8 protein-coding genes are annotated in these 14137 nt (G+C 55.8%); 5 read left to right on the forward strand and 3 right to left on the reverse strand.

The features are described 5' to 3' along the window. Window position 1: 1 nt before the first annotated feature. Window positions 2–3577, reverse strand: coding sequence for an ATP-dependent DNA helicase (locus HMPREF0573_RS00765; RefSeq protein WP_013188623.1), 3576 nt, complete (start codon window positions 3575–3577; stop codon window positions 2–4). Continuing rightward, on the reverse strand, window positions 3574–6984 hold the full coding sequence (locus HMPREF0573_RS00770) for a PD-(D/E)XK nuclease family protein (RefSeq protein ID WP_236589558.1): 3411 nt from the start codon (window positions 6982–6984) through the stop codon (window positions 3574–3576). Before HMPREF0573_RS00770 ends, HMPREF0573_RS00765 begins: the two co-directional genes overlap by 4 nt. Window positions 6985–7113: 129 nt before the next feature. Here HMPREF0573_RS00770 and HMPREF0573_RS00775 point away from each other — a divergent pair, with 129 nt between their 5' ends. Then, window positions 7114–7335, forward strand: coding sequence for a DUF3107 domain-containing protein (locus HMPREF0573_RS00775; protein WP_231294236.1), 222 nt, complete (start codon window positions 7114–7116; stop codon window positions 7333–7335). Between the two features lie 6 nt (window positions 7336–7341). On the opposite strand, the gene HMPREF0573_RS00780 is transcribed toward HMPREF0573_RS00775, so the two are convergent. Beyond that, window positions 7342–7965 carry a ferritin-like fold-containing protein gene (locus HMPREF0573_RS00780; protein WP_004009889.1) on the reverse strand — a complete coding sequence of 208 codons (624 nt, stop codon included), beginning with the start codon at window positions 7963–7965 and terminating at the stop codon, window positions 7342–7344. A gap of 79 nt (window positions 7966–8044) precedes the next feature. On the opposite strand from HMPREF0573_RS00780, the gene HMPREF0573_RS00785 reads away from it, so the two are divergent. The 4 genes from HMPREF0573_RS00785 (at window position 8045) to HMPREF0573_RS00800 (ending at window position 14086) form a co-directional block, all read left to right on the forward strand. Next, a complete protein-coding gene (locus HMPREF0573_RS00785) occupies window positions 8045–10234 on the forward strand; it encodes a cell wall-binding repeat-containing protein (protein ID WP_013188625.1) in 2190 nt (729 codons plus the stop codon). A gap of 138 nt (window positions 10235–10372) precedes the next feature. Then, a complete protein-coding gene (locus HMPREF0573_RS00790; RefSeq protein WP_004009891.1) occupies window positions 10373–11950 on the forward strand; it encodes a DEAD/DEAH box helicase in 1578 nt (525 codons plus the stop codon). Then, window positions 11950–12456, forward strand: coding sequence for a transglycosylase (locus HMPREF0573_RS00795; RefSeq protein ID WP_013188626.1), 507 nt, complete (start codon window positions 11950–11952; stop codon window positions 12454–12456). The genes HMPREF0573_RS00790 and HMPREF0573_RS00795 overlap by 1 nt, the downstream gene beginning before the upstream one ends. A 115-nt stretch (window positions 12457–12571) precedes the next feature. Next, on the forward strand, window positions 12572–14086 hold the full coding sequence (locus HMPREF0573_RS00800; RefSeq protein ID WP_004009893.1) for an aminopeptidase P family protein: 1515 nt from the start codon (window positions 12572–12574) through the stop codon (window positions 14084–14086). Window positions 14087–14137: the final 51 nt, after the last annotated feature.

Below are 14137 nucleotides of genomic sequence, written 5' to 3' on the forward strand. Positions count from 1 at the left end.
TTCAATATCCAAATTTTTCTAAAACTGCGTCAATCTCCTCTCCCCGGTCTGTCAGGTTACTCACCAAGAGGTTCCGACTGTATTCGGCTATGCCCAGTTCATCAAGGATGTCTTGCAGGGTGAGCAGTTGTTTCGCCGGATTGTCCTCATTGAGGAATATGTAGGCGCAGATAATATCTTCCGCCGGAGTTTCGGGATGCTCCTGTAACCAGTAAAGCCGATAAATTCCCAGCTGGTGCAGCCACTGAGCGTAGTTTTCCGGAGTCGGACGTCGACCGGTTTTCCAGTCAATAATCCAGATTTTTCCGGTTTGCGCCTCTTCAAACTGCGCATCTATCCGCAATGGAATCACGGCACCGCCGGCTTCCTCAAGGTAGAGTTCACCGTCAAATTCGACCTGTGGACCACGCAGTCGCCGTAGTAGTTCTAAATCTTCGTAACGCTGCTGCCATTTGTGCAGCAGTTCACGCTGTTCTGGCGTGAAGCCGTCTTCCGTTCCGGCGTCGAAAATGAAAGTATCTTCATTTTCTAGCTGGCTGGCAATCCAAGCGTGCATGTAGGTTCCCAAACGTGCCGCCACACTGGGCTGTTGGGGCAGGGGACGCAGACGCTGGAGCAAGTATCCCTCGCTGTCTTGCGCCAAATGTGCCATCCCGGTAGCAGAAATTCGTCCCAACAAATCACCGGTGCCCAAGCGCGTTTGTGGCTGATGCAGCAGTTGGCTCAAGCGGCGCTCAGCTTCTTCATCCGCGTCCTGACTGATTCCACCAGAGAATTTGCCACTATCCAAAGCAGCCTCAGTGGCTTGCACCGCCTGAGCAAAGTCTGGGCGCGTCTGAATGAGAGGTAGCGCCGGCCAAATGCCAGCGTCAAACCGGTCTTGGTTTGGATTTTCAATTTTGTCGGGAATGGACGTAACTATGGTGTCAGGCCAGTCCACGTCGGGAGTCTCAATCCCCAATCGGGCGACTTCCTGCGCAAATGTCTCCGCGTTAAACGGAGTCAACAGGTTTGCGGCGCCGACCGCACCCCCCTCCGAGGATTCCACAACTGACACCGTAGATGAGTCTGATTGGATAATGTTTGCCCCGCCCGATGACGCCAATGAATCAGCATCTGAAAAGATGTGCTGTTGCGGGTCTTGTTCTACCAGGAAAAATTGGCTGGGTGGACGTCCTTTCTTGGTCTGCCGTTCGAACCAGCAGTGTCCCAACAGGAGCCGGGACTTGGCGCGAGTGAAAGCCACATATGCCAACCGTGATTCTTCCCGGAGTGCGTAATGCTCAGCATCTTCCTTAAACGTTTCGAGTAACCCTTTTTTCTTTGACACTCTTCCGGTCGCAGTCAGCAGGGTCTGGGTTTTCAGTTCCAACTCCGGAAGATGATCCCGATCACTGCGCAGCGGGTAGGGTAACACATCACGTTGCGTTACCCAGATTTCACCTCTGACAGAAGGAAAAGTGCTCTTGTTTAGGTTTGGAACTGCCACCCAATCCCATTCGAGCCCCTTCGCGGCGTGCATGGTGATAATCTGCACCGCCGCATTGTCCACCTCGAAGTCTAGGTCAGCAAAGCTGGCTTCTTCGTCTTCACCGGCACTGAGCCAGTTAAGAAATCCGCTCAGCGTCGCTCCGGGAGTCCGTCCAAAATCACGAACTAGGTTTAAGAACTCCACATAGGCCCCAGCTTGGCAGGAGGAACCGGGTAACTGCTGTTCAATATCTAAATCGAGCAGTCGATGTGCTAACCGTGCCAGCACCAGGGGGGTCGCAAATGGGGCATTATCCTTTAGCTCCGTCAGGATTCCGCGTAGTTTTTCCAGTCGAGCTTGAGCTTCAGTTGAAACTTGCGCCCCGCCCTCCATTACTATCTGGTAGGGGGTAAAACGGTGCCGATTCCGTCCCACTGCCTGCAAATCGCTCAATCCCAACCTATATCTATCAAGCAAAAGCAACAGGCTGGCGCTTTTCTCGGGATTGTCAGTGATCTCCAGAGCGGCGCGCACCAGGCGCACTCCCGGATCTTCCAAGATTCCCTGCATACCCCTGGTCTGGTAAGGGATTCCGGCTTGGCGCAGGGACTCAACCAAGCCAGGAATAGCATTTTTCGCACGGCACAGTACTGCGGCGGTAGGTAATTTTTCGGCAGGCACACCTTCCCCCTGCAGCTTCACCCGCTGAGCTTGCCACAACCGGAAAAAGTTCACCACCGCTTGACTTTGCTGCAAATCAGTCAACGTCTGGATTCCGTAGACGATGCCGGGATTTGCCCCCGATCGGGCTTGCAGGGGTTTACTGATTGCCGACTGGACGTCCTGATTCAGGGGTATGTTCCTCTCCGCAGCCACTGCCGGCGCCCCTGTCAATTCCGCAGAAATTCGGTTCGAGACTGCGAGGATGACGGCGTCGTTACGCCATGAAGTCGACAAGGTCCGAGTGAGTAACTGGTGAGAATCCGTGCAAAATATCGAACCGAAGTCCTCCATTGAGGCTGCCGAAGCCCCCCGCCAACCGTAAATGGCTTGGTTCGGATCTCCCACTGCAGTAACCGCACAATCGCGGAAAATTCCTGCCAGGAAACGCATCTGCGCCACCGAGGTGTCTTGGAATTCGTCCAAGAACACCAGCTGGAATCGTTCCCGCTGACTTTCCCCGACTGCCGGCAGTTGTTCCACCAAACGAACCGTTTCTCGAGTTTGGTCAGAAAAATCTGCCATCAGGAGTTCCCGTTTACGTTCGTTGAAAGCCTGGATGATGTTAGTAGCGTTACATCCGAATTCCATAGTGTCGATGATGGTATCCAAATTACGTAACGCCGTGCTGTTAAGGTCGGCACCTTCGGTATCTTGCAAGCGTCTGGCAGCTGCGTGGTAGGAACGATAGGTCTGTTTCATCTCAGCCAAATCAACGAGATGAGAATTCGTGTCGTTAGCCAGAGACAGCAGAATGTTTACCAGGTTTTCAGCGTTTTCCCCCTCACGTTTTGTCCCTAACGCCCCGGTCCAGCTTTGCACCACGTCAGTCATGATTTGATACCTGGCGGCATCCGTGATGGTGGTGAAACCGGATTCCCGTCCGACTAACGTGCCAAATTCTGTCAAGAGGGTTCCCGCGTAGGAATCATAGGTGGAGACGCTAACCGGGTGACGCAGCATTTCCGGAGTCATTCCCCGCTGGACAAGAGTATCGAAACGCTGGCGCAGCTGATTCAAATCAAAGTCCGCGGCTTTTAACACCGCGGTAACCTCCGCGGTTTGCCGTCGTTCTTGCACCGACTCTAAAAGACTCGCGAAGCGATCCAAACGCAACGAAAAACGAGCTGCCATCTCTGCCGCGGCCTTACGAGTGAAGGTCAGTCCCAAAATTGCTTCGGGGACAATACCGGCATTGACGACCCAATAAACCAGCCGGTTCGCAATGGTTTCTGTCTTGCCACTGCCTGCCCCGGCTACCACCAGGAGCTGTCCTCGTGGCGCCGTAATTACTGCGGATTGTTCCTGAGTTGGCGGATTAGCTCCCGTCAAAATAGCCAGTTCGGACGCGGTAAATATTTCTGTCACTGGTTTCGTCGTAGTCATCGTTGTCTCACTTCCACTCCGAGAGTATTACCGGCGCCCCAAGCTCCGAGGGATTCAATTTGAGCCAAATTTGGTCCACTGAACGCCGCCACCGCTAAATTCACACGGTCTTGCAAATAGTCTCTCAACAACATGGCTTCCGGATCGGGCGCGCCCGGAGTCTCGCCGCGCAGCCACGCCAGGGGATCTCGGAGAATCTGACGCTGCTCCCCGGAGAACCGATTGGGGAGGGCAATCACCTCCGTTCCCGATTCGAGAGATTGTTGCACCCAGACTTTCGGTTCCCGAGGTTCCTCAATGCCGTGTGTGGCGTACAGTTTTTTCGAGTCTGGGGGAACCTGCAGTGCCACAATTTCTGCCATGTCACAAGGCTGCTTTTGCCCGTCCGGAGAGGCGTTATAGGCAGCCTGATATAACGCCAACTGCAGATTAGCCGCTACCTTAGCCGCACTGAAATTAGAAGGATTACCGGTCTTATAGTCCATGATGATGACGCGCCCATGCGCAAACATCACCCGGTCAATTCTGGCGTTGTAGACCAAGGCACCCTTCCCGGAGCTGGCCTCCAACCGGCAGGGATAACGCACTTCAAAACGTGAGGGGTATTGATGATTTACCAGAAAGGTCGCCAGGGGCACCAGACAGGTCTCAATGTGGCGACGGAAGTTAGATTCCACCCACGTCTCACCGGACAAGGGACCAAGCAGACGCCGCACTTCTTGGCGCAGCTCAGTCAGGACTTGCTCAAACTCCAGGTCATCTCGCGGTCCGTGCCCCTCCCACCAGTACCTGCGTCCCAGGATTTCGGCAGCTTCATGAACAATGTTGCCAACTTTATTCGCCGCATACGGGTCATCTTCATCGTTGGAGTAACCGGACCAGCTCAGCACGTAATCCAGAGGATTTTCTAAGGCGCGTTCCAAACCGGAAGCGTAAATGTGAATTTCGGCAGATTCTGTCTCGTCTCCGCTGACTGGTAAAGCCCCCATCCAATTTTCCGGATGCGCCGAAGGGCAGTCCCCTGCTGCCAATTTTGCGAGCAGACCCGCGGCGGTGGGAGCATCTATAGTCGGAGTTCCCCAACTGGTTTCCCCGCCCAGACAAGCCGCGCGTAGATAGGCGACGAAATCACGCAGATTGGTGGGTAAACGACGATGCTGTTTCGGTTCGAGCTGCAAAGTCTGCACCAGGGAGGTGAGAAAGGTGGAACGCCCAACACCGTCCTGCGCGGTGGTCCCCAAAATGAGGCGTTGCGTGCAGCGGGTCAGGGCAGTAAAGAAGTGCCGGTATTCGTTTTGCCAATTCCACAGGTAACCAGCACTGCTGGAGTTTGTAGGGTCGCCGTAATTTTCCAGCTCAAACATGGAGGAACCCAAGATTGATCCCGGCCAACGCATCGCCGGCCAGTTTCCGTCAGTGAGACCCACCACTGCCACCAGGGGCCAGTGCTGGGAGACAGTGGCTGCGGCTGACACTACAGTGACTGCATCCTTCACCAGATGATGAGGAGCCACGGTGCCGGTGGGGAGGTCGCGAGCCAACATCCCCTGCGCGAAATCCGCCGCGGTTTTGCCCGGGTTACGAGCCTCAAACCAATCTGCAGCTTTGAACAAGTCCATCACCAAATCCAGGTCAATCTGTAGCGTAGACCGCACCGCGGGGACCAAACCGGGCTGCAAAGCCCGCGCCTGGAGGATTTCGCCACGCCCCAGACCGTCCCATAGTTTCCAGAGCAGCAGCTGTACTGATCCTGAATCGGCTTTCCATTGTTGCCATCCCGATCGGAGAGCCTGTGCCAAGTCGACCAGCTGTGCTGCGTCGGGTATTGCAGAGATAATCTCAGCTACTGAACGCCCGGAGAAATCATTCTGTCCAGAGATAACCTGGCGCAAGAACTGCTGAATGTAGGGTAAGTTTCCAACAATTTGGATTCCGCCCTCCTCATCATCGGCAGTGTCAGCGGAATCCATCACCCCAGTGGACCCCGCAGCGTTCTCTGAATCTGCCGGTGGCTGCAACCGCAGGTCGTACAGTGAGGAGTCCATTCGCCGCATTCGCCAGACGTCCCAGCCCACCAGAGCGGAAGAAAGCAATCCGGCTAAATCCAAATCCGATAGTTTCACTTGATCGCAATCTTCCACGCAAACCGCCTGCATCATCTTCAGCAGATAGCGTGTGAGTCGCCCTTCGTTGAGTTGACCGGTGGCTCCCGGAACTACCACCGGAATATCCATGTTTTCCAGCACTTCGGCGACCTGCCGGGCTTCTCGGGAAGAACGGGTCAGAACTGCCATCTGTGAATACTTCAGGGGTCGATCAGAGAAGATATGAGCGTCTTGCAGCAGAGTCCCGATTTCTTGATATTGGGCAGTGTCAGTGGACTTTTCCACCAAAATAATGCGGTCTCGACCGTCTGCATCACAGAGCGAGTCTGTCTCTGTCGAGGCCGGAGATGATTCCTGTATCGAGTTCCACAATCTAGCACTGATGCCGTGCACGCCCAGACGATTCACCGCTATCCGCCACGCTTGACGCAACGGTGCGGGAACGTGTTCTTGGGTAAGCAAAATTTCGATGGCGCCTTTGCCCGGAATTGTCTCTAACTGTTGCCAAAGCCTCTCGCTCAAGTGGGGGCTTGCACCACGGAAGGTATTCACGCAGGTTTCGGGCAAAGTACAGGCTACCAAGGTGGTTCCATGCGTCGCCCACAGAGAGAGGATGTCAATCATCAGTCCGTTGAAGTTTTGCAAATCATCGATGCCTACCAGTTCCGGAACCGGGGCTCCGGCTTTCACCGCCAAAAGATACTCTTCGAACAGAGAAGCCGTGTCCAAAGGCCAGGCAGATTGACGAGCCTGCGAGCGTTTTGCTTCCCGGTCGGCTTGCATCGCTTGAATCAGCCGGGTCACCAGCGGATGTACCGGGGACGCTGCGGAGTCTGACGAGACATCACCAGCAAAAGCCCGGACCCGAAAGATTCCATCCACCAAGTCACGCCGGAAGCCTTGGGTTTCCAGAGCCGCGCGCAGTTCTTCTTCCAGAGGCATTCCAGCCAGGAAATCCTGAATCTGGACCATGACCTCGGCATCGGTGGCCAATCTGACTTCTGGCAGACCTTCCGCTTTCCGCCATTGATTGAAGCGGGCAAAGACTTCCGCCACGAAACCCTTACTGACCCCCAGGAGACAACCCGGATCTTCCGATTGTGCCCGAATTTCCAAGGCTCGCTCACTCAATCGGCGGGCAGCACCCGCATTGGGACTCAATACCAGCATCCGGGGATTACCCACCAACAGCTGTGCTAAAAGCGTGGTTTTCCCACTCGCCGGAACCCCTGCCAAAAGTACGGATTCACCGACATCAAGCGATTGGCGAACCCGGTCCGCTAACTCATCGAAAATCTCCATAGTTTGAGAGTACCAGTAGCCCCAAAGACGAAAATTTGAAACTTTAAAACTCGTCGTCTCCTCGGACATAAAATTCCCCCTCATCGGGCAAAACCCCTAGAATGAGAGGACAGTCGGAAAGGAATGGTAATGGAAATCAAAATCGGAATGAAGTCCGTAGCTCGCGAACTCTCCCTGGACATCGACAAGTCCTTCGAGGAACTGCAAAAACTGCTCACGGACGCCGTCGCTGGTGGGGAAATCATTGATTTGGTGGACAAACGCGAGTCACACACCCTCATCAATGCCGGCAACATCGCCTACGTTGAATTCGCCCCTGAGCGTCAAAACCGGATTGGTTTCGCTATCTGATTTCCCTTAGAAAGCCAAACCCAGGTCTTCCATCCTGCGGGAATGCTGCTTTTGAATTTCTTCCACCGTGTCGTTGACCTCTACCCCAGCGGGCAGCAGCAGCGGATAAGCGTCCAGGATGGCTCTGACCCCCGCCACGGCTTCTCCCGCAACGCGACGTCCCCACATGGACAGGCGCGACTCCACCGTCGGGTCAGCAGCGATGCCGTCACGCAACCTGGCGCGTACCCACTGGGTCAGTCCTGCAGAGCCGGAAACTCCCAAAATCTCAATCATGTCAGCCCCGACAAACTGAGCTGCCAAGTCCTCCATATCTGCCAAAATTCCCACAAAAATATAGCTTTTCACCATGCGCTCCCACCAGTCACGAGGACGAGTGCGCAGTTCCATATCGTCAAAGAATCCCACATAAGGCTGGGTTAAATCAGCCAAATCTAAACCCCGCCGATTCGCAAATGCTTCCAAATCATCAATGGCAGTCACGAACGAAACCCCCATGCGCGCCAATGCCAGCTGATCCGCGAAATCAGTGGTCTGGGACACGTCCCGGGCCAGCCTGGCGTAAGCCGTAATCCTCGTGAATGCAACCAAACCCAGCATATGCGCCGTACGTTCTTCTGAAATTTCCATAGGTTCATTCTAAGCGCCACGTTGCGGTAGGGAATGTGAAACTCGAGACAGTGCCTGGAAAAGTTGCCAAAATGGAGAGATGCGGATTTCTTCTGTTCTGAATTTTAAACCAACCGAGTCTCCCGTCCGCCACCCGCCGGTCTCTCTTTTCGCGGGCAAAAGCCGTCTGTGGCGACACGTCGGCGTGACACTGGCAGCGCTGGGGTTGTCCGCAACCGGGCTGGTTGTTGGAGTACCAGGGGCGAACTCGGTATCGGTTCAGCGCGCCGGTACCCCGGTGACTCCGGGAAATAATGAGGCGACAGCACGCGCCGAGTTTGAAACCTTGTGGAACTCAACAGATCAGGTCACTCCGTTTTCTTCCGGAACGGTTATCTCCTCGTGTACCCCCGGCACGGCACAGCCCGAAGCCGTCCAGGCGATGCTCTCTACCTGGAACTATTTGCGGTCTTTGAATCATCTCGCGCCGGTCAGCTTGCCTGCGGGCTACGCCCCGCAAGGTCCGGCACAAGAGGCAGCTCTCACCGCCGCGGCAGGACCGGTGGCTTCCCCCGTGCCCGACTCCGTTCCGGGCGCGGCGTGCCTAAACGAGGACGTGAAACTTGCCTCCCGTTCGGGGGTGATTGCCCGTTTGGATGGCATCGTTACTCCAGCCACGGAAATCTTGCGCTACATCACCGAAGCCTCAAACACAAACACAAATGACAATCTGGGACATCGGCTGCAGATGTTCTCACCCATCCAAGCGAACGCCGCTATAGGGGCGGTCTCAATCGGCACCTCCGGTCCTACGGCAACTTCCATCCAACTTTTTGACACGACTTACCAGGCTGCCGGCAAACCTGCTCACCCCAATTTTTGGAATCCTGCAATTCAGCAGCCCCCGAGCCTCGCGTGGCCGGCAGCGGGGTATTTCCCTTCCCGTATCCTGCCTACCGGAGCGGGCGAAAACGTGTCCCGCTGGTCTTATTCTGGTCGCTGCGCAGACCTGCGTAATGCGGAAGTTCGGGTGACCGGTCCGACGGGAGAGATTCCGCTACAGGTCATTCACCGTGCCGAACCCGGAATCGACCCTAACCAGACACCGTGGCAATACGGCGGATATGACACGATTTTGTTTAAAGTCCCCCTGGATCAGTTGACCATTCCTGACTTTTACAACGTAGCCCGCTATACCGTCAGTATTTCTAACATCAACACCGCTCCAAACTGTCAGCCGGTACCTGCCTCGACCAGCTATCAGATAAACTTATTCAACTCCGACTGGCCGGCCGACCCTGACGGAGATGCGGATCAAGACGGAGTCGTGAACTCCCTAGATTCTCGACCGCATATCCCCGACCTGCATACTGACCGGATTGCCGGGGCGGATCGATTCGAAACGTCTGCAGCTATCGCCAAGTCTGCAAACTCACGCCCGGCAGTGGCATACCTGGCCCGATCCGATGTCTTTGCCGACGCTTTGGTAGGTGGGGTTCTCAAGGACGGTCCGGTCCTACTGGTTCCTCCCGATTCGTCTCCGGTGCCCGCGGTGATTTCTGAAACTCTGCGCGCCCTGAAACCCAAACAGGTCGCGGCTTTGGGGGGAACGGGAGCAATTTCGGACGCCCGTCTCTATGAACTCGCCGGGGGGCGCGCTGCATTGCGGGTTGGCGGGGCGAACCGGGTCGATACGTCTGTGATGGTCGCCCGGAGAGCCTTTACAAAAGCAAATTCTCTCTACATTGCCAATGCCTACGGACCGGGCGGCAGTGTCTCTCCGGATGCGCTAACCGGCGCTGCCTTGGGGGACGGACCTATCGTTCTGGTTGATTCATCCTCCCCCGCTATCGCCACCATTCGCCAACTGGCGTCAGACCTGCAAGTGAAACGGGTAGTTGCCCTGGGCGGACGAGCCGCCGTGTCGGATGCAGTGCTCCGCAGCGTAGCTAATGGCAAAGCAGCAACCCGCTTGGGCGGTCGAGATCGCTATGAGACATCGCGGGAAATTGCTTTGGAATCCGCACGTCTGCAACCCTCAACCCACGCCTATCTGGCTCGCGGCGATGTGTTTGCTGATGCGGTTTCGGGAGGGCATCTGCGCAACGGACCAATTTTGCTGGTGCCGCGCGGGTGCGGGCGCCTGGACCAAGCTACTCTGCGCACTTTGGCAAAACTCAATGCCTTCCAAGTGACCGCCCTGGGCGGATACGCCGCAATCTGTGAAAAAACCCTCCAGAGCGCTCTGGACTGGCCAGATTATGTCAATCACAACGTCACCGAGTTCTAGGCATATGTTCGTGAACCGTTGAACCGGGCAGGAACACTACATCCCCCAGCCGGTGCGGTTTACAATGAAAGATGTAGGTACACGACTTTTGAATACTGACAACGATAAGGAAGATACATATTGAGAAGCGAAAATACCATGGAAACCGCGGAAACTGATGAGGAAACCGCGGCGGACATCACCGGTATTAACGACTTGGAGGCGAACCAAGACAAGACTTTCGCCGATTTCGATGTGGAACCCGAAATCGTTGCGGCGCTGCGTGACCAGGGCATCATTCACCCCTTTCCAATTCAAGCTTTGACCTTGCCAGTCGCGCTGAATCGTCAGGACATTATCGGTCAGGCAAAGACCGGCACAGGCAAAACCCTCGGATTTGCCATTCCAATCTTGCATGACATCATCGGTCCCGGTGACGAAGGCTGGGATGAGATACCGGATTCTGGATTCCCGCAAGCCCTAGTGATTTTGCCGACGCGCGAGCTGGCAAAACAAGTCGCGGCGGAAATCCGAGCCGCAGCGACTCATCGAGTGGCTCGCATCATCGAGATTTATGGTGGCGTTGGTTTTGATTCCCAAATTGAGGCACTGCGCAAAGGGGTGGAAGTCGTCGTTGGCACTCCGGGACGACTGATTGACCTGATGAATCAAGGCACCTTGAAACTGGGACGAATCCGAACCCTGGTTATGGATGAGGCCGACGAGATGCTGGACATGGGCTTCCTACCTGACGTAGAAAAGCTCATCTCCCAGATTCCCCCGCACCGTCACACCATGCTGTTCTCGGCGACCATGCCCGGTCCGGTAGTAGCTCTCGCGCGTCGATACATGTACCAACCCACTCATATCCGTGCCACCGATCCGACTGACTCCTCGCAGACCGTGCGACAGGTCAAACAGGTCGTGTACCGGGTGCATTCCCTCAACAAGACGGAAGTTATCGCTCGCATTTTGCAAGCCCGAAACCGGGGCTTGACGATTATCTTTACCCGCACGAAACGAACCTGCCAACGACTGTCCGACGAACTCGCCGAGCGGGGCTTTGCCACCGGCGCTATCCACGGCGATTTGGGTCAAAACGCACGAGAACGGGCTTTACGGGCTTTTCGTCACGGCAAGGTGGATGTGCTGGTCGCCACTGATGTGGCAGCGCGAGGCATCGACGTGGATGACGTGACCCACGTAATCAACTACGAATGCCCCGAGGACGATAAGACCTACATTCACCGAATTGGGCGTACTGCCCGTGCCGGCAACAAGGGCAGCGCCATTACGTTCATAGATTGGGAAGACCTGACGCGGTGGCGAGTTATTAACCGGACTCTCGACTTGGATTTTGCGGACCCGCAAGAGACTTATCACACCTCCCCGCATCTCTATTCCGACCTGGATATTCCCACGGATGCTACCGCATACTTGCCACGATTCCGCAGGGTTCGCGCCGGATTGGAAGCCGAGGAGCTGGAGGATTTGGGTGGGCGCGACCCGGCACGTCCAGGGAAACGCCACGCCGGGAAAGGCTCTGGTGCGGGGCGCCGCAAATCTGAGAAGGGTCGCGGAACACGCAAAAACACCAAGAAGAAGCACGACTTTAAAGAACGCGAAAAAACCACTAAGCGCGGGGCAACTGAGGAACCTGCTAAAAAGGAACGTCAACGCAAACGTACCCGCCGTCACAAGTCTGATAAGACTGGAAAAGGTAAGGGAGCCCACTAATGATTGATCACCTCACCCCTTACGAAGGCGTCGTTTTTGGCGCTTTAATCGCATTAGGTCTCCTCTCGATGCTCTCGGCTGAAGAAAATACCCAGATGGTCGGGGCGTGCCTGCTGGCTGCCGGATTTTGGGGCGGGGTCATCGCCTTGGTGCGCGCCCTGCTGCATCGCGAACCCGGTGGTTTGTACGTAATCTCTTTTGTCGCCGCACTGATTGCTGGCTTGATGAAGTTCTTTGTGTTTTCTGACCTGGGCGAAGACGGCGGAAATCGGGTGATTTGGACTTTCGTTATCGGCATTGGGATAGCCGGGCTGGTTGGAACAGCTTTGAACGCTTTGATTCGGCAACCCCCGGAGGATCCGGAGGCAGCAGCCAAGCAGGCTGCCCCGGATCTTGAGGACTCCGCAGGAGTAGCTCCCTTCCCCGAAATGGACGAAGACACAGGAGAGCCCGCCGCCGAGACAGACGAAGCTACACCTGAAGATTCCGCCCCGAACTTACCCTAAACCTCATATTAGGTTGGTAAACCATTCCTTTCTCCGTGTTTTCGACAGAGACAGTTTCGTGGTGGAGGATAGGAAAATAGTCGCGAGTTGAGGTCGAGCGCGTAGACTTGGAGGCATGAGTGAACAAAAAGATACCCGCGGCAAGAACCGCTCACGTCAACCGCAGTCCAAAGAGTTTAAAAAGTTTATTGGCGAAAACTGGGGTCCCCGCCCTACTGATGGCTACGAACGCTCCGCTGCTGCGCCCTACGCGCTGCGCCGTCGCGTGACCTTGGGGGAAAAGTTTAAGGGTGTGCGCCTCGTCATTCCTGCCGGTGCCCTGGTGGTGCGCAACAATGACTGCGACTACCGCTTCCGACCTCACTCTGCTTTTTCTCACTTGACCGGCTTAGGCACTGATTTAATTCCCGATGGCGTGCTGGTTTTGAACCCGGTGCGGGACGGCGAAGTTGGTGAAGGCGAAGGAACGCACGTCGCCACCGTATTTTTCCGTCCTCGCGCGTCACGGGCTTCTGAAGAGTTTTACGCCGATTCGCGTTACGGCGAACTGTGGGTCGGGGTGCGACCCTCGTTGGAAGAGTTCGAGCGCATGTGCGGAATTCCTTGTGCCCACCTGGAGACGCTGCCTGATGTCCTAGCGAAAGATGCTGGTCAAGTCCAGATTGCCATGATTTCTACCTCTGATTCACAAGCCACGGCACTGGTGAATCAGGTTCGGGAGCAAGCCGGAATCGACCCCGACGACGCCAAACAATTAGACGATTCGCTCGAAGAAGCAACTTCGGAATTGCGTTTGATTAAGGATGATTGGGAAATCGAGGAGATGCGCAAGGCTGTCGCCGCCACTAAGGAAGGCTTTGAAGAAGCAATTCGGTCTTTCCCCAGGGCGGTGAAACATTTCCGCGGTGAGCGCGTGGTGGAAGGGGCTTTCGGGGCACGGGCTCGGGAAGTCGGTAACGGTCTGGGATATGACACCATTGCGGCATCCGGGGAACACGCCGCCACCCTGCACTGGATTAACAACGATGGCGTGGTGCGGGAAGGTGACCTCATTTTAATTGATGCCGGAGTGGAGCTCGATTCGCTCTACACCGCGGACATCACCCGGACCCTGCCGATTAACGGTCGTTTCAACGAGGTACAGCGCCGGGTCTATCAAGCGGTCTTGGATGCTGCCGACGCAGCTTTTGAACAGGCGAATCAGCCGGGCTGTATTTTCTCCGATGTCCATAGCGCCGCGATGCGCGTCATCGCACAGAGGCTCGACGAGTGGGGTCTGCTGCCGGTTTCCTGGGAGGAGTCACTGCAGGAGGACGGTCAGTATCACCGCCGGTGGATGGTGCACGGCACTTCCCACCACCTGGGCATTGACGTGCATGATTGCGCCCAGGCACGCCGCGAAATGTACAACGGGGCCAGGCTGGAACCCGGCATGATTTTCACAATTGAGCCCGGACTGTACTTCCGGAAGGACGATTTGGCGGTTCCCCCGGAATATCGCGGCATTTCCGTGCGTATCGAGGACGACATTTTGGTGGGACCCGGCGGCAAATGCGAGCGCATCTCACAGAATATTCCCCGCACCGTGGCTGACGTGGAAGCCTGGATTGCCCGGGTACAGGCGGAATAATCCCGCGAAACCTCGATTTCGGGCAGCTCCGACTCCCCGCAGTAATTTCTG

Source organism: Mobiluncus curtisii ATCC 43063 (genome assembly GCF_000196535.1).
In the GTDB taxonomy this organism is placed as follows: Bacteria; Actinomycetota; Actinomycetes; order Actinomycetales; family Actinomycetaceae; genus Mobiluncus; species Mobiluncus curtisii.

Excerpts from the sequence above, each read along its gene's own strand:
- HMPREF0573_RS00765 (WP_013188623.1), bottom strand. The coding sequence starts at position 3,577 with ATGACTACGACGAAACCAGTGACAGAAATATTTACCGCGTCCGAACTG.
- HMPREF0573_RS00770 (WP_236589558.1), bottom strand. The coding sequence starts at position 6,984 with ATGGAGATTTTCGATGAGTTAGCGGACCGGGTTCGCCAATCGCTTGAT.
- HMPREF0573_RS00775 (WP_231294236.1), top strand. The coding sequence starts at position 7,114 with ATGGAAATCAAAATCGGAATGAAGTCCGTAGCTCGCGAACTCTCCCTG.
- HMPREF0573_RS00780 (WP_004009889.1), bottom strand. The coding sequence starts at position 7,965 with ATGGAAATTTCAGAAGAACGTACGGCGCATATGCTGGGTTTGGTTGCA.
- HMPREF0573_RS00785 (WP_013188625.1), top strand. The coding sequence starts at position 8,045 with ATGCGGATTTCTTCTGTTCTGAATTTTAAACCAACCGAGTCTCCCGTC.
- HMPREF0573_RS00790 (WP_004009891.1), top strand. The coding sequence starts at position 10,373 with ATGGAAACCGCGGAAACTGATGAGGAAACCGCGGCGGACATCACCGGT.
- HMPREF0573_RS00795 (WP_013188626.1), top strand. The coding sequence starts at position 11,950 with ATGATTGATCACCTCACCCCTTACGAAGGCGTCGTTTTTGGCGCTTTA.
- HMPREF0573_RS00800 (WP_004009893.1), top strand. The coding sequence starts at position 12,572 with ATGAGTGAACAAAAAGATACCCGCGGCAAGAACCGCTCACGTCAACCG.